Here is an 18,526-nt window from a genome sequence, read left to right as displayed (position 1 = left end):
TTTGCACGGCCCGGTCGGGCAAATCAACGCCAAGACAAGGAGCAGTTATGATGACCGCCACCACCGCGACCGCATACCGCAGTGACAACGACACGGAAAAGACTGACCGCAACCGCCGCCAGGTGCGCCGGTGGCTGGGCTTCGTGCTGTTCACGCTGTTCGTGCTGGTGCTCGTCGGCGGCGCGACGCGGCTGACCGAATCCGGCCTGTCCATCACCGAATGGAAGCCGATCCACGGCGTCATCCCGCCGATCACGGCCGCGGAATGGCAGGAGGAATTCGACCTCTACAAGCGCATTCCGCAATATGAGCAGGTCAACAAGGGCATGACCGTCGACGAGTTCAAGACGATCTTCTGGTGGGAATGGGCGCACAGGCTGATCGCGCGCTCCATCGGCTTCGTCTTCGCCGTGCCGCTCGCCTTCTTCTGGCTGACCGGCCGCGTCGAGAAGAAGCTGCGCTGGCCGCTCGTCGGGCTCCTGGCGCTCGGTGGTTTCCAGGGGTTCATCGGCTGGTGGATGGTGTCCTCGGGCCTCGCCGACCGCGTCTCCGTCAGCCAGTACCGGCTCGCCACCCACCTCACCATCGCCTGTCTGATCTTCGCCTGGACCACCTGGCTGATGCGCGCGCTCTCGCCGCACAGCGACGATCCGGCCCCGGCCGCGACCTCGCAGCGCATGGCCGGCATCATCGCCTGCATGGCGATCTTCCAGATCTATCTGGGCGCGCTCGTCGCCGGCCTCGACGCCGGCCTGTCCTACAACACCTGGCCCCTGATGGACGGCGCCGTCGTGCCCGGCGGCCTCTTCCTCCAGCAGCCGTGGTGGATCAACCTCTTCGAAAACCCGAAGACGGTGCAGTTCGTCCACCGCATCGGCGCCTACGTGCTCTTCGCGCTTGTGCTTGTCCACATGCTCTCATCGCTGCGCGCCGCCCCCGAAACCACCCACGCCCGCCGCGCCCTCGTCCTCTTCGCCCTCGTCTGTCTTCAGGCAACGATCGGCATCCTGACGCTGATCTGGCAGGTGCCGCTCGGCTGGGCGCTGGCGCACCAGGGCGGCGCGCTGATCGTGCTGGGGTTTGCGGTGGCGCATTGGCGCGGGTTTATCGGGGAATATGAGCGGTAGGAGCGGTTAGCCCGTTATCCTGGCGAGACGGCAGGGAAATCCCCGTGAAATGCAATCATCGCCACGGTTCCCTTCTCCCCCTGGGGGAGAAGGTGCCGGCAGGCGGATGAGGGGGAGGTCGCAGACGCTAGAAATCGCATTGATCCGTCCGTGCCGCCCCCCTCATCCGACCCTTCGGGCCACCTTCTCCCCGCGGGGGAGAAGGGAAAGTGGCATCGCCGTGTGATATATGCGATTGCCTTGTTGCTTGCGTGGAGAAGGTGCCGGCAGGCGGATGAGGGGCGACCCTCAACCCTTCAGCATCAGATCCATATTCTGCACCGCAGCCCCCGAAGCGCCCTTGCCGAGATTGTCGAGCAGGGCGACGAGGTTGACGTGGGGGCTGCCTGCGGTGCCGAAGACGTAGAGCTTCATGCGGTCGGTGTCGGCGAGTTCCACGGCGTTGACGCGGGGGAGTGCTGCGCTTTCCTTGAGGTCGACAACCTCGACGATGTCCTGGCCCGCATAGTGGGCGGCAAGCGCCTCATGGATGGAGCCAAGCGAGGCGTGATCGTTGAGGTCGGCGAGATAGAGCGGCACCTGCACGATCATGCCCTGCGCGAACTTTCCGACCGAAGGCGAGAAGAGCGGCGCGCGCGACAGCATGCCGTGCACCTGCATCTCCGGCACATGCTTGTGCTTCAGCGGCAGGCCGTAGAGGAAGTGGGGCGACGAGATGTGCTCGGGATGCCCGGCATCTTCCATCTGCGCGATCATCTGCTTGCCGCCGCCGGTATAGCCGGAAACCGCGTTGACCGTGATCGGATAATCCTCCGGCAGGATGCCGGCGAGGCGCAGCGGGCGGATGAGGCCGATGGCGCCCGTCGGATAGCAGCCGGGATTGGCGACATAGCGGGCGTCGGCGATCTTCTTCAGCTGCGCGCTGTCCATTTCGGCAAAGCCATAGGCCCAGTCCGGGTGCACGCGGTGCGCGGTCGAGGTGTCGATGATGCGCACGGAATTGTTGCCGGCGACCATGGCGACGGCTTCCTTGGCGGCATCGTCCGGCAGGCAGAGGATCGCGACGTCGGCGTCGTTCAGCAGGTCCTCGCGCAGCTTCGCATTGCGCCGTTCGGCCTCCGGAATCGACAGAAGCTCGACATCGTCGCGGCCGGCCATGCGCGTGCGGATCTGCAGGCCCGTCGTGCCGTGTTCGCCATCGATGAAGATCTTCGGTTTCATCTGGAATCCCATCCTGTCAATGCATGCGCCGCGGACCACCCGCGAGGGTCGGCCCGATATAGCGGCTTGGCCTGTCGCATTCAATGCCGTCAGTTCAGCGTCGTTCCGCGAGCTGCGCGGCATGCAGCCCCAGCATGTACATGGCGATGGTCGAGCCGGCGATGGCGGTAATATCGGCATGGTCATAGGCCGGCGAGACCTCGACGACATCCGAGCCGACGACGTTCAGCGCGCCGAGCTTGCGCAGCACCGACAAAATTTTCGCGCTCGACGGGCCGCCGGAGACCGGCGTGCCGGTGCCGGGCGCATAGGCCGGGTCGAGGCAGTCGATGTCGAAGGTGAGGTAGGTCGCCCGGTCGGCGACATGGTGGACGATCGTGTCGGCAAGCTCCCCGGCCGTCATCTCCTCCACCTCGTAGCCATAGAGGATGCGAATGCCGCAATCCTCGGGCGCATGGGTGCGGATGCCGATCTGGATCGACGTCTCCGCATCGATCAGCCCCTCGCGCACGGCGGTGCCGACGAAGGAGCCGTGGTCGATGCGGCCCTTCTCGTCCGCCCAGGTATCCTGGTGCGCATCGAACTGGACGAGCGACAGCGGACCGTATTTTTCGGCATGCGCGCGCAGGATCGGCAGCGTGATGAAATGATCGCCGCCGAGCGTCAGCATATAGGCGCCGGATTTGAGGATCTTCTTCGCCTCGCGCTCGATCGTCGCCGGCGTCTTCTGGTGGTTGCCGTAGTCGAGCAGGCAATCGCCGTAGTCGATGACGGCCATGTCCTCGAAGAGGTCGCGCTCGAAGGGATATTGCGGGTCGTTGTCCATGATCGCGGACGCGCGGCGGATCGCCTGCGGCCCGAAGCGCGTGCCTGGGCGGTTGGAGGTCGCGGCATCGAAGGGAATGCCCCAGACGACCGCGTCGACATCCTTCAGCACCTTCGAATAGCGCCGGCGCATGAAGGAGAGGATGCCGGCATGGGTCGGGTCCGAGGCGGCGCTCTTCAGCGATTTTGCCGTGATGGCGTGGTCGATCGTCTTGTTGGCCATGAAATTCCCTCCGAAATCTGGCCGGACGTTCGCCAATCGCGGGCTTTAAGGCAAGAGGGATTCTACGCGCTGAAAACGAAAAGGCCGGGGTGAACCCCGGCCTTTCCCGAACCAAAAATCGTCCGAGCGATTAACGCTTGGAGAACTGGAACGAACGGCGGGCCTTGGCCTTGCCGTACTTCTTGCGTTCGACGACGCGCGAATCGCGGGTCAGGAAGCCGCCCTTCTTGAGAACCGAGCGCAGGCCCGGTTCGAAGTAGGTCAGTGCCTTGGAGACGCCGTGACGAACGGCACCGGCCTGGCCGGAAAGACCGCCGCCGGCGACGGTGGCAACGATGTCGAACTGGCCGTCACGGGCAGCCGCGATGATCGGCTGCTGCAGGATCATCTGCAGAACCGGGCGGGCGAAGTAGGTCTCGAAAGACTTGCCGTTGACGGTGATCTTGCCGGAGCCCGGCTTGACCCATACGCGGGCGACAGCGTTCTTGCGCTTGCCGGTGGCGTAGGAGCGACCCTGGGCGTCAACCTTCTTGACGTGAACCGGGGCGGAGGCAGCGGGAGCTGCGGCAGCGACGCCGAGGTCCTTGAGCGAGGAGAGGTCGGCCATGATCAGGCGCTCCTTGTGTTCTTGCTGTTCAGCTTGGCAACGTCGAGGGTGACGGGCTGCTGGGCTTCGTGCGGATGGTTGGAGCCGGCATAGACGCGCAGGTTCTTCATCTGGCGACGGCCGAGCGGACCGCGCGGAACCATGCGTTCGACAGCCTTCTCGAGAACGCGCTCCGGGAAGCGGCCTTCGATGATCTGGCGAGCCGTACGCTCCTTGATGCCACCCGGATAACCGGTGTGCCAGTAATACGTCTTGTCGGAATACTTCTTGCCGGTGAAGACGACCTTTTCCGCGTTGATAACGATGATGTTGTCACCATCGTCGACGTGGGGGGTGAAGGTTGCCTTATGCTTGCCGCGCAGGCGGTTTGCAATCAGGGTAGCGAGGCGACCGACAACGAGGCCTTCGGCGTCGATGAGGATCCACTTCTTCTCTACCTCGGCGGGCTTCTGTACGAAGGTTCCCATGGGAGTAGCTCTTTCTTTAGGGGTCCCGAAACCTTGCGGTTTTGGGCGCTTTTTGTTGCTTGGTTTGGCGCTTTCCCATTTCTGGGCGGATGCCAAAAATCGAAAGCGGCCCCAAAGGACCGCGATCTGGGCGGCTTATAAGCGAGTGCTGGTCTGGCGTCAAGAGACGCGACCCAGGCGGCGTCAAAGATAGTATAGCAAAAACAAGGGCTTGTGTAAGTGGTATTTGGATACCACAAATTATCGCGGCGGAATCGAATAGGTCGCGGTGGCATGCGCCACCAGATCCTCGGCATCCTCGTCGAAAATCGATGCTTCGACCACCGCGAGCCGCTTGCCGAGCTTCAGCACCCGGCAGGTGCAGGAGAGGGGGCCGGGCGCCGGCTTGCGCAGGAAGTTGATGTTGAGATTGGTGGTGACGGCGAGCGCCACCGGGCCGATATGCGCCAGCACCGCGCACCAGGCGCCGACATCGGCAAGCGCAAAGAGCGTGGGGCCGGAAATCGTGCCGCCGGGGCGCAGGTGCCGCTCATTGGGCATGAGGCGCATGACGATCGCGCCGGGATGCACCTCCATCACCTCGAAAACCTTGCCGTCCGTGTGAAGCTGCGGAAAGTCTTCCTCTAGGAAGCGGTTCAGCGCTTCCGGGTCCATGATCGGCGTCAGTTTCATCGGCACGTCTCCTGTCGCCTGCGTTTACAGACCGATTTGCCGGCCGCGGCAAGCCCCCTCAAAGTCTATGGCGCCGTGCTTGAAACTGTCTGCCGCGAGGCGTAGGACCGCAAAACCGAACAGCGAAGGAGGCCGGTCATGGCGGATGTGGTGTCGTTCAGGAAAGAGGAGCCGGCCAACCCGGTGCGTGTCGAGCGCTTCGAGCCCATCCTCCGAATCACGCTGAACAATCCGCCGGCCAATGCGCTCTCCATCGCCGTCATGGAGGCACTCGGCGCGGCGCTCGATGCCGCTGCCGCCGACGAGGCGATCCGCATCGTCATTCTCGCCTCGACCGGAAAGGTCTTCTCCGCCGGCCACGATCTCAAGGAAATGACGGCGCGTCGCGGCGATCCGGACGGCGGCCGCGCCTTCTTCGAGGAGACCATGCGCATGGCCGCCGATCTCATGCTGAAGATCGCCGCGCTGCCGCAGCCCGTGGTGGCGGAGATCGACGGGCTTGCGACGGCGGCCGGCTGCCAGCTCGTCGCAAGCTGCGACCTCGCCATCTGCACCGACACCTCGACCTTCTGCACGCCGGGCGTCAATATCGGCCTGTTCTGCTCGACGCCGATGGTCGCCGTCACCCGCGCGGCCCACCCCAAGCAGGCGATGGAAATGCTGCTGACCGGCGAGACGATCGACGCCTCGACCGCAAAGGATTTCGGCCTCGTCAACCGCATCGTACCCCAGCAGTATCTCCGCCAGGTCGTCGACAAATACGCCGCCGTCATCGCCTCGAAATCGCCGCAAGCGCTGCGCATCGGCAAGGCCGCCATGCGCGCCCAGACCGGCCTGCCGCTGCCGGATGCCTATGACGTGGCGGTCGCGACCATGGTCGACAACATGTTCGCGGACGATGCGAAGGAAGGCATCGGCGCCTTTCTCGACAAGCGCATGCCGGAGTGGAAGTGACGGCCCGTCAGCCGTAGTGATAGCGGCAGGCGGCGATTTCCAATACTTGCGCTGCGCCGCTGCCGGCCACGCGGTAAATCAGACGATGTTCCTGGGTTATCCGGCGCGACCAAAAACCTTTCAGTTCGCCCCGAAGCGGCTCGGGTTTGCCAAGGCCTGAAAACGGCTCGCGCCGGCATTGCTTGATCAATGCCACGATCTTTTCCGCCGTCTTGCGGTCCGTCTCCATCCAATAGGTGAAATCAGCCCAGGCTTCGGGAGAGAAGCAGATGTTCATTCGCCGGCGACGGTCAGATCTTCGAGGGTCTTCGTGGTGCCTTTGCCGGCATCGAGCGACTGGATGGAGGCAAGCAGGTGATCCCGGTTTGCGGGGCTGGCCAGCAGGTGCATGGTCTCCTTCCAGCTTTCGAAATCGGCGAGCGACATGATGACCATCGGCTCGCGGTTCTGCCGCGTGACGATCAGCTCGTCCCGGTCGGCCTCGACGCTGTCGAAATGTTTCGCGATGTTCGCACGCAGTTCGGAAAGACTAACGACACGCATTTCCAGCTCCTCTGTACAGGAATACGTACATATAGCATGAGCGGCCGGATTTCAATGCTCACGCGAGCTTCAGCACCAGCACGCCCCCCGCAATCACCGCGCCGGCGATGTAGCGCCAGATGCTGGCCTTTTCCTTGAAGATGAAGACGGAGATGAGGAGGGCGAAGAGGATGGCGGTTTCGCGGAGTGCTGCGACGGTAGCGACGGGAGCCTTCGTCATGGCCCAGAGCGCGAGGCCGTAGGAGGCGATGGAGCCGCCGCCGCCGAGGAGGCCGCGGATCCAGTTGCGGCGTACGTGGTTCCAGACCGGGGCAGCGCCGCGCTGTGATATCGCCCAGCCGAACAGCAGCACCGGCGGCAGCAGAGACATCCACAGCGTGTAGGAGATCGCATTACCCGATGCGCGCGCGCCCGCGGCATCCACGAAGGTGTAGCTTGCGATGACGACGGCGTTGGCCAGCGCGAAGACGATGGCGCGTCGGCTGCCGTGCCGCGATTCGAAGGCGAGCGTCAGCACGCCGGCCGAGATGACCAGCACGCCGGCCATGGCCGTGGGCGTCAGGTGCTCGCCGAGCACGAGGCCGCTGGTGGTGGCGACGAGAAGGGGGGCGGCTCCCCGCATCAGCGGATAGACGAGGCCGATGTCGCCCGCCCGGTAGGCCGCCGCGACGAGCTGGAAATAGGCGAATTGCAGGACGGCCGACGTCAGGATGAACGGCCAGGCCTCGGGATGGGGAAGCGGCACCAGCCACAGGCAGGCAAGGCCGACCATGCCGCCGCCAAGCGAGACCATGGCGGCATCGAGCGACTTGTCCGTGCCGGATTTGACCAGCGCATTCCAGACCGCATGCAGAGCCGCGCCGAACAGCACGAGAAAAAGGACGTCTAGCGGCAATCTGGGACCTCGGGGGGCGGGCAGGCGGATGGGGAGTTGGCCCCTTCATCTGCGCAAAACCGGCGATTTGCAATCGGGATTTTCAGCGATTTCGACCAGTGGGAACGGTGAAACCCCGAAATGTGATCCGTATTGGCACAATTGCCCGGCTTTCCCGCTGGCCCGCCCGGTCGTCTTCTTTAAGGTTCTGCGCTACTATACGTATCTGGAAGACGTGTGAGAGACGGTCGCCAACGCCGGAGGAGGCAGCGATGAACCACGATCACTATGCCGACAGCTATATCCGCCACATCCTTAAATCCGTGCATACCATCGCCGTGTTGGGCGCCTCGCCGAACGACGGTCGGCCGAGCCATGGGGTGATGGGTTTCCTGCTCGGCAAGGGCTATCGCGTCTTTCCGGTGAACCCCGGCCATGCGGGAAAAACCATCCTCGGCCAGACCGTCTACGCCCGCCTCGCCGACATTCCCGAGCCGATCGACATGGTCGACGTTTTCCGCGCGGCCAGCCAGTTCGGGACGGTGGTCGACGAGGTGCTGGCGCTGCGCCCGCTGCCCGCGGTCATCTGGGGCCAGTTCACCGTGCGCGACGATGCGGCGGCGGCGCGTGCCGAAGCCGCCGGCATCCAGGTCGTCATGGATCGCTGCCCGGTGACGGAATATCCGGTGCTGATGCTCAAGGCCTCCTGACGGTTGTCAAGAATATTGACTTCACGCAGCGTTACCCCAATTCTCCCCGGAGAAGACGGGATAACGCCATGAACCATGATTCCTATCCGGACTATTACATCGCCGACATCCTGCGCTCGACCAAGCTGATCGCGCTCGTCGGCGCCTCTCCGAACCCGGAGCGGCCGAGCCATCGGGTGATGGCCTTCCTGCTGCGCAAGGGCTATCGCGTCATCCCGGTCAATCCCGGCCAGGCCGGCAAGGAAATCCTCGGCCAGCCCGTCGTCGCCCGCCTTGCCGACATCGTCGAGCCGATCGACATGATCGACGTTTTTCGCGCGGCCGACGCGCTGCCGTCGGTCGTCGAGGAGGCGCTGGCGCTCTCTCCTCTGCCGAAGGTCATCTGGGGCCAGCTTTCCGTGCGCCACGATGGCGCCGCCGCAAAAGCGGAAGCCTCGGGCATCAAGGTGGTGATGGATCGCTGCCCGGCGATAGAATATCCGCGCCTCGTCGCCTGAAATTTTGCGTGCGCGACGCCTATTGTCGCGCCGGAAAACTTCCTTTGACCGGCCCCTATCCCTCTGAAATAGTGCGCCCGACTTCAGCCAGGGAGGCCATTTCATGACGAAGAACAAGCCCGGATTTTCCACGCTCGCCATCCATGCCGGCGCCCAGCCGGACCCGACGACGGGTGCCCGCGCGACGCCGATCTACCAGACCACCAGCTTCGTCTTCAACGACACGGACCACGCCGCCTCGCTCTTCGGCCTGCAGGCCTTCGGCAATATCTACACCCGCATCATGAACCCGACGCAGGCCGTGCTCGAAGAGCGCGTCGCGGCGCTCGAAGGCGGCACGGCGGCGCTCGCCGTCGCCTCGGGCCATGCCGCGCAGCTCCTCGTCTTCCACACGATCATGCGTCCGGGTGATAATTTCATCTCGGCCCGCCAGCTCTATGGCGGCTCGGTCAACCAGTTCGGCAATGCCTTCAAGAGCTTCGACTGGCATGTGCGCTGGGCCGATACGCGCGATCTTTCCTCCTTCGAAAGCCAGATCGACGACAAGACCAAGGCGATCTTCATCGAGAGCCTGGCCAACCCCGGCGGCACCTTCATCGACATCGCCGGCATTGCCGACGTGGCGCACCGCCACGGCCTGCCGCTCATCGTCGACAACACGATGGCGACGCCATACCTTGTGCGCCCGCTGGAACACGGTGCCGATATCGTCGTGCATTCGCTGACCAAGTTCATGGGCGGCCACGGCAATTCCATGGGCGGCGTCATCGTCGATGGCGGCACCTTCGACTGGACGGCCTCGGGCAAATATCCGGCGCTTTCCGAGCCGCGCCCGGAATATGCCGGCATGGTGCTGCACGCGACCTTCGGCAATTTCGCCTTCGCCATCGCGTGCCGCGTGCTGGGCCTGCGTGACTTCGGCCCGGCCATCTCGCCGTTCAACGCCTTCCAGATCCTGACCGGCATCGAGACCCTGCCGCTGCGCATGCAGCGCCATTGCGACAATGCGCTCGCCGTCGCCAAATGGCTGAAGGGGCACGAGAAAATCTCCTGGGTCACCTATGCCGGCCTGGACGACGACCCGAACCACGGCGTGCAGCAGCGCTATTCGCCGAAGGGCGCGGGCGCCGTCTTCACCTTCGGCCTGAAGGGTGGATACGAGTCCGGAAAGCGCTTCGTCGAGGGTCTCGAAATGCTCTCGCACCTCGCTAATATCGGCGATACGCGCTCGCTCGTCATCCACCCGTCCTCCACGACGCACCGCCAGCTTTCGGAAGAGCAGCAGGTCGCCGCCGGCGCCGGCCCGGATGTCGTGCGCCTGTCGATCGGCATCGAGGACGTCGCCGATATCATCGCGGATATCGAACAGGCATTGGCCAAGGCCTGATACCTTCCGGGCGGCCTTTTCGGGCCGTCGGCATCCTTCCCAAGGAGCAAGCATGAGCAAAGCGCAACCCTTCGACATTTCCGACATCGTGCCGGAAGAGGGCCGGCCGGCCGCGGACCGGCTGATTTCCGGCGATCCGGTCTTCACGAGCTGGAACATCGAGGAGGCAGAGGGCGGCATCTATTCGGGCATCTGGCAATCGACGCCGGGAAAATGGCGCATCCAGTATGACGAGTGGGAATATTTCCACATCCTCGAAGGCCGCTCGATCGTCACCTCCGACGACGGCGAGACCTTCCACCTCAAGGCCGGCGACCGCCTGATCCTCAGGCCCGGCTTCAAGGGAAGCTGGGAAGTCGTTGAAACGACTCGCAAGGACTATGTCATCCGCCTCTAATCGTTGGAGTCCGGCTTCGCCGCCCGAAAGGCCTTGGCGAAGTCGGGCGTCGAGATAAGCCCGAGCAGGCTGCGCATCTCGGCGGAGCGCTCGGCGCCGAACACGGCGTCGAAGCGCCCCTGCGCGTCCTGCCAGAGCGCCAGCGCCTCTTCCTGTTTTTGCGCACCCAGCGGCGTCAGCCGCGCGCGTTTCACGCGCCCGTCGCGCTCATCGGGGATGAGCTCCACCAGCCCGTCGCGCGTCAGCGGCTTCAGCGTGTGGCCGAGGGCGGAGAGGTCCATCACCAGCCCCTCCGCCAGCGGCTTCAGGGGCGTACCGTCCTTGCCGGAAAGCGCGATCTGCGACATCAGCGAAAACTGCGTGCCCTTCAGCCCGCTCGGTTCGATCAGGTCGTCATAGAGCTGGCCGAGCTGCCGCGCGGCGCGGCGGATCGCGCTGTTCGTGCAGTGCTGCCAGACGCCGTCGTTTTTGCTCATCTCACACCTCGCTCATCTCTCGATAAAAATCGCGCGGGCCTATTGCAAGCCCGGATAGTGCTCCCAATATAGTGGCATATACCACTAAATTCAAACCGGAGACCTGACATGACCCGCACGACAAACCTTGGAACCGCCATCGTGACCGGCGCATCCGCCGGCATCGGCGCCACCTATGCCGACCGGCTCGCCCGCCGCGGCTATGATCTCGTGCTCGTCGCCCGCGATGAAGCGCGGCTTGCGGCGCTCGCCGAAAAGCTGAAGGCGGACCATGGCGTTGCCGTCGACGTGCTGCGCGCCGATCTCTCGGCCTCTGCCGATGTCCGCACCGTCGAACGCCGCATCCGCGACGACGCGGCAATCACGCTCCTCGTCAACAATGCCGGCATCGGCCCGAAGGGTGCGCTGCTTGCCGATGACATCGACTATCTCGATACGATGATCGCGCTGAACGTCACCGCCGCCAACCGTCTCGCCGTGGCCGCAGCCCAGGCCTTCGTGGCGCGCAAGAAGGGCACGATCGTCAACATCGCGTCGGCCGTCGCCATCATCCCGGAACTGTTCAACGGCACCTATAGCGGCACCAAGGCCTTCGTGCTCGCCTTTACGCAGTCGCTCGCCCGCGAGCTGGACGGCACCGGCGTGCGCCTCCAGGCCGTGCTGCCGGGCCTGACGCGGACGGAAATCTTCGACCGGGCAGGGGGCTCCGTCGAGGCGCTCGACCAGAGCCGCGTCATGGACGTCGCCGACCTCGTCGATGCGGCGCTTGCCGGCCTCGATCAGGGCGAACTCGTCACGATCCCCTCGCTGCCGGAAAAGGCGGATTGGGAAAAGCACGAAGCCACGCGCCAGGCGCTCGGCCCGAACATTTCGCACAACAAGCCCGCCACGCGCTACGCGGCCGCCTGAGCCTCACCAGGTCAGGTCCAGCGCCTCCAGCCCGTGGAAATGGTAGACATCCTTGACCACGGGTTTTTGGGCGATCTTCAGCCCCGGCAGGCGCTGGAACAGGATCGGCAGGGCAATGTTGAGCTCCAGCCTTGCCAGCGGCGCGCCGATGCAGAAGTGGATGCCGGCGCCGAAGGAGAGGTTGGCGCCCTCGTTGCGATCCGGCCTGAAGGCGAGCGGATCGGAAAACTTCTTCGGATCGAGATTGGCGGCGGCGAGGATCATCGCCACCTTGTCGCCGCGGCGGAACTGGATGCCGTCGAGTTCGACATCCTCCAGCGCGAAACGATCGAAAATATGCACCGGCGCGGAAATGCGCAGGCATTCCTCCACGGTGCGTTCCGTCGCCGTCTCGTCCGCGAAGATCGCGGACGGGTCGGCGCCGTTTTTGAGAATGCTGCGCACGGCATTGCCGATCTGGTGCACCGTCGCCTCGTGGCCGGCATTGAGCAGCACGATGGTCGTCGAAATCAGTTCGTCTTCGGTGAGCAGCTGGCCGCGATGCTCCGTGTGCACCATATGCGAGAGCAGGTCGTCGCGCGGTTCCGCCCGGCGCTCGGCGATGACGCCGCGCACATAGTCGGAAAATTCCTTCGCCGCCCTGTCGGCCGCGATCTCGTCGTCCTGCGTGCGGCCGAACATGTACATGCGCACATAGGCATGCGACCATTTCAACAGCTGCGGCCCCATTTCGTCGGGAATGCCGATCATCCGGGCGATCATCGTTACCGGCAGGATATCGGCGAAGGCGGCGAGCAGCTCGACCTTGCCGTCCGTCTCGAACCGATCGATCGCCTGATGGCAGAGTGCTGTGATTTCCGGCGTCAGCCGCTCGATCGTGCGCGAGACGAAGGCGCGGTTGACGAGCGTGCGCAGCCGCGTGTGCTCCGGCGGCTCCAGCTCCAGCAGCGACCAGGCCTCCGCCGCATCGAAATGCCTCACATGATCCTGCGGCTCCGGAAGCCCGAGCTCTTCCCGCGTCGCCACATGCAGGATCTGCCGCCCGAACCGGCGGTCGCGCAGCAGGCCGTTCACATGGTCGTAGCCGGTGAAATACCACATCTTCTGCTCTTCCCAGTAGAAGGTGGGACAGTGCGCATGCAGCGCCGCATAGACCGGATTCGGATCGCGATAGAAAGCAGGATCGCGCGCGTCGAGAGAAACCCGGCGACTGGCGGCATCGATGGAGAGGAAGGGGAAGGGAAGCATTGTCATGGGGGATCGGTAGCGCATTCCGGTGCCGCGGAAAACCGGAATTTGATTTTCTGCCGGCAGTGGACTAAGTTTACTAAACTAAGTCTACTGGAGGTGAAAATGCGCGTCGTGAATATTCATGAAGCCAAGACCCATCTGTCACGCCTCGTCGAACAGGCCGCGGAAGGCGAATCCTTCGTTATTGCCAAGGCGGGGAAACCGATGGTGCGGGTGATGCCCTTGGAGGAGCCCGTGGAAAAGGCCGCTCCGAGCCGCTTCGGATTCCTTCGGGGACAGCTGAAGGTCCCGGACGATTTCGACACGATGGGCGAGGGCGAGATCGAAAAGATGTTTCAGGGCGATAAATGAGGCTGCTGATCGACACCCATCTTTTGATCTGGGCCGCCGAAGGGCCTGAGTGCCTGAGCGCCGAGGCCGTCACGATGATGGCCGATCAGGACAATATATTGGTCTTCAGCGTTGCGAGCCTTTGGGAAGTCGCGATCAAGCAGACTTTGAACCGGCCCGATTTCTCCGTGGACGCGTCTCTTTTCCGGCACGGCCTTGTCCAAAGCGGCTACGAGGAATTGACGATCAATGCCGCCCACGCGATCGCGGTGGCAAGCCTTCCGAGCATTCACAACGATCCATTCGATCGCATGCTGGTCGCCCAGGCGCGAACCGAAGGCCTGCTGCTGCTCACCGCCGATCGGCGTCTGGCATCCTATTCCGGCCCGATCCGCCTCGTCTGATTTTACTGTCCCAAGGCAATCCCCTCGCGCCGGGGGTCGGCGGCGCCCTTCAGGCCGTCGGCGGTGAGTTCGATGGCGTGGAGGCCGGAGTTCATGTCGCCGATCTTCACCTCGTAGCCGAGGGCTTTCAGCGGTTCGGCGAGTTTTTCGGCGTCGGTGCCGGCTTCGAGGTCGTAGGGGCCGAAGCGGTTGATGGCGTGCGGCATGGCGACGATGGCGCCGACATCCATGCCCCAGTCGATATAGGCGATCAGCGCCTGCGCGACATAGCCGATGATCTGGCTGCCGCCGGGCGAGCCGATGGCGAGCAGCGGCTTGCCGTCCTTCATCACGATGGTCGGCGACATGGAGGAGCGGGGGCGTTTGCCGGGCTCGACGCGGTTGGCGACGGGCATGCCCTCGTCATGCGTCTTGAAGGAGAAGTCGGTCAATTCATTGTTGAGCAGGAAACCGTTGGTCATCAGGCGGGAGCCGAAACCGTTTTCGATGGTCGTGGTCATCGAGACGACGTTGCCGTCCTTGTCGACGATGACGAAATGGCTGGTGGAGGGCAATTCGATCGCGGCGTCGCGGCCGAAATTGAAGGCGTGGTCCCATTCCGGCTTACCGGATGTCACGGCGTCGTCGCCAAGCGCCTTGTCGCCGTCGAGCAGTTTGGCGCGCTCTCCGAGATAGGTCTTTTCCGTGAGGCCCTTGATCGGCGAAGGCACGAAATCGCTGTCCGCAAGAAAGCGCTCGCGGTCGGCGAAGGCGAGGCGCTGGGCGTCGCCGATCAGCCGCCAGCTTTCCGGATTGTCCTTGCCGAGCGCCTTCAGGTCGAAATTCTCCAGCATGCCGAGCATCTGGCCGATGGCCACCGCGCCGGACGAGGGCGGCCCCATGCCGCAGATGTCGAGCGCGCGGTAGGAGACACAGACCGGCCGCCGCTCCTTGACCTGGTAGTTGGCGAGGTCGGCAAGCGCCAGCACGCCGGCATTCTTGCCGGACATGCGCACCGTATCGACGATCGCCTCGGCGATGGCGCCGGTATAGAAGGCGGGCGCCCCGCCCGCAGCGATGGCGGAGAGCGTTTCGGCATAGGCGGGGTTTTTCAGGATCGTGCCGGCCTTCAGCGGCGCGCCGTCGGCGCCGAAGAAATAGGCTGTCGTCGATTCGAACGTTTTCAGCTTGTCGCCTTCCGCGGCGATCAGGCTGGCGAGGCGCGGCGAGACGGCGAAGCCGTCGCGGGCGATCTTTTCCGCCGGGGCGAAGAGGTCCTTCCAGGGCGTGCGGCCCCAGCGGTTATGCGCCTCCTGCATCAGCATCACGGTGCCGGGCGTACCGACGGACCGGCCGCCGACGACGGCATCGAAGAATTTGAGGGGCTGGCCCGTCTCATCCAGGAAGAGTTTTGGCGTGGCCTCCATCGGCGCGGTCTCGCGGCCGTCGAGCGTGGTGATGCGCTTGGCGCCGGCATCGTAATAGACGAGGAAGGCGCCGCCGCCGAGGCCGGAGGATTGCGGCTCGACGAGGCCAAGCACCGTCTGCACGGCGATCATGGCGTCGATGGCGCTGCCGCCGGCGGCAAGCACCGCTTCGCCGGCCTCCGCCGCAAGCGGGTGCGCGGCCGCCACCATATGCGCCTTCGCGCTCACGACCCTGGCGGCGGAAAAGCCGGTCGCGCGCTCCGGCGAAACGGTGTCGGACGCCTGCTGGGCAAGCGCGCCCGCGGTCGTGAGGAGAAGGAGCCCGAGGGCTGCGGTCACGCGTGTCGTCATGGCTGCCTCCGTCCGGCAAGAGGGGCGCGGGCGCCCGGGAAGGTCAGGCAGGGCGGATGGCCGGATTCATCCTTCCTTTACCCTGCCGGCGGCTCGGCTGTGGAAATCGTGCATCCAACGCGCGCCGGTTAACCGCATTCTGGCATAGAGCGCCGCAAAACGCTCGGCCGTCTTGAAGTCCGATACCCTGACACTCTATGTAGGGAGGACGAAACTTGCTGATTCCCAACGTTTGGCGTGGGGTTTCAGGGCCACACCGATAAGGATTGATATGAGAAATCCCGTAGATACCGCCATGGCTCTGGTGCCGATGGTCGTCGAGCAGACCAACCGCGGCGAGCGTTCCTACGACATTTATTCGCGTCTCCTCAAGGAACGTATCATCTTCCTGACAGGTCCCGTCGAAGATCACATCGCCACGCTCGTCTGCGCGCAGCTTCTTTTCCTCGAGGCCGAAAACCCGAAGAAGGAGATCGCGCTTTACATCAATTCGCCGGGCGGCGTCGTCACGTCCGGCATGGCGATCTATGACACGATGCAGTTCATTCGCCCGGCCGTGTCGACGCTCTGCATCGGCCAGGCCGCGTCCATGGGCTCGCTGCTGCTGGCCGCCGGTCACAAGGACATGCGCTTTGCCACGCCGAACGCCCGCATCATGGTTCACCAGCCCTCCGGCGGCTTCTCCGGTCAGGCGTCCGACATCGAGCGCCATGCAAAAGACATCATCAAGATGAAGCGTCGGCTCAACGAGGTTTACGTCAAGCACTGCGGCCGCACCTATGAGGAAGTGGAACAGACGCTCGACCGCGACCATTTCATGACGGCCGACGAGGCGAAGGACTGGGGTCTGGTCGACCGCGTCATCACCAGCCGCGAGGCGATCGAGGGCGTGGACGCGTCGTAACATCGAGGTTCGAGACTGCGCGATCCCATGACGCTCGAAGAATACAACGCCTTCTGCGCTTCGCTCCCGGCCACGACCCATGTCGTGCAATGGGGCGGGGCGCATGTCTGGAAGGTCGGCGACAAGGTTTTCGCCGTTGCCGGCTGGAGCGAGGCGGAACTGCCGGGCGTCACGTTCAAGGTGTCGGAGCTCGCCTTCGATATCCTGCGCGAGCAGCCCGGATGCCGGCCGGCGCCCTATCTTGCCTCGCGGGGCATGAAGTGGATACAGCGGCAAACGGGCGAATCAGTGGACGACGCGGCCTTGTGTGACTATCTAAGGGAAAGTCACGGTTTGGTTGCGGCCAAGTTGACGCGCAAGGCGCGCGCTGATCTTGGCTTAATGCGCGGATGAACGCAATCGTGCGATTTGTAATGATCGCGGGGCTTTATCCGCGCTGCAAAGCCGGTAATATTGGCCGTTAATGCTATGTTGATTTGTGACAGCCTAGCATTCGGTGTTTAAGCGGGGAATGCGTTGCGACCGGTTGGCGGGCTTGCGCCCGGTCCGGTCAGTGCCCCTGGAGCCTTTGGAGGACGCGGAAGCGCTTCCGGCAAGGCGGTGTGAGTGGTCCGGCCATCTTCCGGGAGATGAACGGCGTGCTGGAAGGAAAGTGATATGAGCAAGGTCAGCGGCAGCAACGGCGGCGACTCCAAGAATACCCTGTATTGCTCTTTCTGCGGAAAGAGCCAGCACGAAGTCCGCAAGCTTATTGCCGGACCGACCGTCTTCATCTGCGATGAATGCGTCGAATTGTGCATGGACATCATCCGCGAAGAGAACAAGACCTCGATGGTCAAGTCCCGTGACGGCGTACCCACGCCCCAGGACATCATCAAGGTCCTCGACGAATATGTCATCGGCCAGCAGCAGGCCAAACGCATCCTGTCGGTCGCGGTGCACAACCACTACAAGCGCCTGGCGCATGCCGCCAAGGGCACGGATGTGGAACTGGCGAAGTCGAACATCATGCTGGTCGGCCCGACCGGCTGCGGCAAGACCTATCTCGCCCAGACGCTCGCCCGCATCATCGATGTGCCCTTCACCATGGCCGACGCGACGACGCTGACCGAAGCCGGTTACGTCGGCGAGGATGTGGAAAACATCATCCTGAAGCTCCTGCAATCGGCCGACTACAATGTCGAGCGCGCGCAGCGCGGCATCGTCTATATCGACGAAGTCGACAAGATCTCGCGCAAGTCCGACAACCCGTCCATCACCCGCGACGTTTCGGGCGAGGGCGTGCAGCAGGCGCTTCTGAAGATCATGGAAGGCACGGTCGCTTCGGTTCCCCCGCAGGGTGGCCGCAAGCATCCGCAGCAGGAATTCCTGCAGGTCGATACGACGAACATCCTGTTCATCTGCGGCGGCGCCTTTGCCGGCCTCGACAAGATCATCTCGGCGCGCGGTGAAAAGACCTCGATCGGCTTTGGCGCGACGGTGCGCTCGCCGGAAGATCGCCGCGTCGGCGAAGTGCTGCGCGAACTGGAGCCGGAAGACCTGGTGAAGTTCGGCCTCATCCCGGAATTCATCGGCCGACTGCCGGTCCTGGCGACGCTGGAAGACCTCGACGAGGATGCGCTGATCCAGATCCTGTCCGAGCCGAAGAACGCGCTGATCAAGCAGTACCAGCGCCTGTTCGAGATGGAAGACGTCGAACTGACCTTCCACGAGGACGCGCTGCGCGAGATCGCCAGGAAGGCGATCACCCGCAAGACCGGTGCACGCGGCCTGCGCTCGATCATGGAGAAGATCCTGCTCGACACGATGTTCGAACTGCCGACGCTGGAAGGCGTGCGCGAGGTCGTCATCTCGGACGAGGTGGTCAAGGGTTCCGCCCGCCCGCTCTACATCTACTCGGAGCGCTCCGACGAGAAGGCCAACGTTTCGGCCTGATTGGCCGCAAACCTCTCCTCCGTCATGGTCGGGCTTGACCCGACCATCCATGCTCC

At 63.9% G+C, this 18,526-nt stretch carries 23 protein-coding genes; 12 read left to right on the top strand and 11 right to left on the bottom strand.

Going from position 1 to position 18,526, the window contains the following annotated elements:
* The first annotated feature begins 47 nt into the window (after positions 1–47).
* Positions 48–1,127, top strand: coding sequence for a COX15/CtaA family protein (locus VGN93_RS28910; RefSeq protein WP_414714205.1), 1,080 nt, complete (start codon positions 48–50; stop codon positions 1,125–1,127).
* 288 nt (positions 1,128–1,415) lie between these two features.
* On the opposite strand, the gene argC is transcribed toward VGN93_RS28910, so the two are convergent.
* The 5 genes from argC to VGN93_RS28885 all read right to left on the bottom strand — a co-directional run bounded on the left by argC (position 1,416) and on the right by VGN93_RS28885 (position 5,142).
* Positions 1,416–2,348, bottom strand: coding sequence for an N-acetyl-gamma-glutamyl-phosphate reductase (argC, locus tag VGN93_RS28905; RefSeq protein WP_327510355.1), 933 nt, complete (start codon positions 2,346–2,348; stop codon positions 1,416–1,418).
* A gap of 94 nt (positions 2,349–2,442) precedes the next feature.
* Positions 2,443–3,396 carry an agmatinase gene (gene speB / locus VGN93_RS28900; protein WP_319311693.1) on the bottom strand — a complete coding sequence of 318 codons (954 nt, stop codon included), beginning with the start codon at positions 3,394–3,396 and terminating at the stop codon, positions 2,443–2,445.
* A gap of 130 nt (positions 3,397–3,526) precedes the next feature.
* Entirely contained in the window at positions 3,527–4,003 is a 477-nt protein-coding gene (gene rpsI, locus VGN93_RS28895; protein WP_319311695.1) for a 30S ribosomal protein S9, read from the bottom strand.
* A gap of 2 nt (positions 4,004–4,005) precedes the next feature.
* Complete coding sequence (gene rplM, locus VGN93_RS28890) at positions 4,006–4,470, bottom strand: 50S ribosomal protein L13 (RefSeq protein ID WP_256118930.1); 465 nt, start codon at positions 4,468–4,470, stop codon at positions 4,006–4,008.
* A 240-nt stretch (positions 4,471–4,710) separates the two neighbouring features.
* Positions 4,711–5,142 carry a PaaI family thioesterase gene (locus VGN93_RS28885; RefSeq protein WP_327510354.1) on the bottom strand — a complete coding sequence of 144 codons (432 nt, stop codon included), beginning with the start codon at positions 5,140–5,142 and terminating at the stop codon, positions 4,711–4,713.
* 138 nt (positions 5,143–5,280) lie between these two features.
* Between VGN93_RS28885 and VGN93_RS28880 the strand changes: the two genes are divergently transcribed.
* Positions 5,281–6,096, top strand: a complete 816-nt coding sequence (locus VGN93_RS28880) for an enoyl-CoA hydratase (protein WP_327510353.1) — start codon at positions 5,281–5,283, stop codon at positions 6,094–6,096.
* A gap of 7 nt (positions 6,097–6,103) precedes the next feature.
* On the opposite strand, the gene VGN93_RS28875 is transcribed toward VGN93_RS28880, so the two are convergent.
* From VGN93_RS28875 to VGN93_RS28865, 3 genes are read right to left on the bottom strand one after another with little or no spacing between them, the layout of a single operon-like run.
* A complete protein-coding gene (locus tag VGN93_RS28875) occupies positions 6,104–6,373 on the bottom strand; it encodes a Txe/YoeB family addiction module toxin (RefSeq protein WP_327510352.1) in 270 nt (89 codons plus the stop codon).
* Positions 6,370–6,639 (bottom strand): type II toxin-antitoxin system prevent-host-death family antitoxin, encoded by a 270-nt coding sequence (locus VGN93_RS28870; protein WP_327510351.1) that lies wholly within the window; start codon positions 6,637–6,639, stop codon positions 6,370–6,372. The genes VGN93_RS28875 and VGN93_RS28870 overlap by 4 nt, the downstream gene beginning before the upstream one ends.
* Before the next feature lie 58 nt (positions 6,640–6,697).
* Positions 6,698–7,534, bottom strand: a complete 837-nt coding sequence (locus VGN93_RS28865; RefSeq protein WP_327510350.1) for an EamA family transporter — start codon at positions 7,532–7,534, stop codon at positions 6,698–6,700.
* Between the two features lie 251 nt (positions 7,535–7,785).
* Between VGN93_RS28865 and VGN93_RS28860 the strand changes: the two genes are divergently transcribed.
* The 4 genes from VGN93_RS28860 to VGN93_RS28845 all read left to right on the top strand — a co-directional run bounded on the left by VGN93_RS28860 (position 7,786) and on the right by VGN93_RS28845 (position 10,504).
* On the top strand, positions 7,786–8,223 hold the full coding sequence (locus VGN93_RS28860) for a CoA-binding protein (protein WP_319311708.1): 438 nt from the start codon (positions 7,786–7,788) through the stop codon (positions 8,221–8,223).
* Between the two features lie 68 nt (positions 8,224–8,291).
* A complete protein-coding gene (locus tag VGN93_RS28855) occupies positions 8,292–8,720 on the top strand; it encodes a CoA-binding protein (RefSeq protein ID WP_327510349.1) in 429 nt (142 codons plus the stop codon).
* 103 nt (positions 8,721–8,823) lie between these two features.
* A complete protein-coding gene (locus VGN93_RS28850; RefSeq protein WP_327510348.1) occupies positions 8,824–10,107 on the top strand; it encodes an O-acetylhomoserine aminocarboxypropyltransferase in 1,284 nt (427 codons plus the stop codon).
* Positions 10,108–10,159: 52 nt separating this feature from the next.
* Positions 10,160–10,504, top strand: coding sequence for a cupin domain-containing protein (locus tag VGN93_RS28845; protein ID WP_327510347.1), 345 nt, complete (start codon positions 10,160–10,162; stop codon positions 10,502–10,504).
* On the opposite strand, the gene VGN93_RS28840 is transcribed toward VGN93_RS28845, so the two are convergent.
* Positions 10,501–10,980 carry a MarR family winged helix-turn-helix transcriptional regulator gene (locus tag VGN93_RS28840; RefSeq protein WP_327510346.1) on the bottom strand — a complete coding sequence of 160 codons (480 nt, stop codon included), beginning with the start codon at positions 10,978–10,980 and terminating at the stop codon, positions 10,501–10,503. The two genes, VGN93_RS28845 and VGN93_RS28840, sit on opposite strands and share 4 nt — an antisense overlap.
* 108 nt (positions 10,981–11,088) lie before the next feature.
* Between VGN93_RS28840 and VGN93_RS28835 the strand changes: the two genes are divergently transcribed.
* Positions 11,089–11,889: an SDR family oxidoreductase gene (locus tag VGN93_RS28835; RefSeq protein ID WP_327510345.1), complete on the top strand. Its 801-nt coding sequence runs from the start codon at positions 11,089–11,091 to the stop codon at positions 11,887–11,889.
* Positions 11,890–11,892: 3 nt separating this feature from the next.
* On the opposite strand, the gene VGN93_RS28830 is transcribed toward VGN93_RS28835, so the two are convergent.
* Complete coding sequence (locus tag VGN93_RS28830) at positions 11,893–13,137, bottom strand: cytochrome P450 (protein ID WP_327510589.1); 1,245 nt, start codon at positions 13,135–13,137, stop codon at positions 11,893–11,895.
* 105 nt (positions 13,138–13,242) lie between these two features.
* On the opposite strand from VGN93_RS28830, the gene VGN93_RS28825 reads away from it, so the two are divergent.
* Together VGN93_RS28825 and VGN93_RS28820 are read left to right on the top strand one after the other, a co-directional pair.
* The gene (locus VGN93_RS28825) at positions 13,243–13,491 is read left to right on the top strand and encodes a type II toxin-antitoxin system prevent-host-death family antitoxin (protein ID WP_327510344.1); all 249 of its coding nucleotides are present in this window, start codon (positions 13,243–13,245) and stop codon (positions 13,489–13,491) included.
* Positions 13,488–13,874 (top strand): type II toxin-antitoxin system VapC family toxin, encoded by a 387-nt coding sequence (locus VGN93_RS28820; RefSeq protein WP_327510343.1) that lies wholly within the window; start codon positions 13,488–13,490, stop codon positions 13,872–13,874. The genes VGN93_RS28825 and VGN93_RS28820 overlap by 4 nt, the downstream gene beginning before the upstream one ends.
* A 2-nt stretch (positions 13,875–13,876) precedes the next feature.
* Here the strand turns inward: VGN93_RS28820 and ggt are convergent, their stop codons facing one another.
* Entirely contained in the window at positions 13,877–15,631 is a 1,755-nt protein-coding gene (gene ggt / locus VGN93_RS28815; RefSeq protein ID WP_327510342.1) for a gamma-glutamyltransferase, read from the bottom strand.
* 271 nt (positions 15,632–15,902) lie between these two features.
* Between ggt and VGN93_RS28810 the strand changes: the two genes are divergently transcribed.
* From VGN93_RS28810 to clpX, 3 genes are all read left to right on the top strand, one after another.
* A complete protein-coding gene (locus VGN93_RS28810) occupies positions 15,903–16,535 on the top strand; it encodes an ATP-dependent Clp protease proteolytic subunit (protein WP_319311727.1) in 633 nt (210 codons plus the stop codon).
* Positions 16,536–16,562: 27 nt separating this feature from the next.
* Positions 16,563–16,928: an MmcQ/YjbR family DNA-binding protein gene (locus tag VGN93_RS28805; RefSeq protein WP_327510341.1), complete on the top strand. Its 366-nt coding sequence runs from the start codon at positions 16,563–16,565 to the stop codon at positions 16,926–16,928.
* A gap of 264 nt (positions 16,929–17,192) precedes the next feature.
* Positions 17,193–18,470 (top strand): ATP-dependent Clp protease ATP-binding subunit ClpX, encoded by a 1,278-nt coding sequence (clpX, locus tag VGN93_RS28800; RefSeq protein WP_319311731.1) that lies wholly within the window; start codon positions 17,193–17,195, stop codon positions 18,468–18,470.
* Positions 18,471–18,526: the final 56 nt, after the last annotated feature.

The sequence above is a fragment of the Shinella sp. genome, from assembly GCF_035998705.1.
In the GTDB taxonomy this organism is placed as follows: domain Bacteria; phylum Pseudomonadota; class Alphaproteobacteria; order Rhizobiales; family Rhizobiaceae; genus Shinella.
Note: the sequence above shows the minus strand (reverse complement) of the source record. Positions and strands in the feature narration are given on the sequence as shown.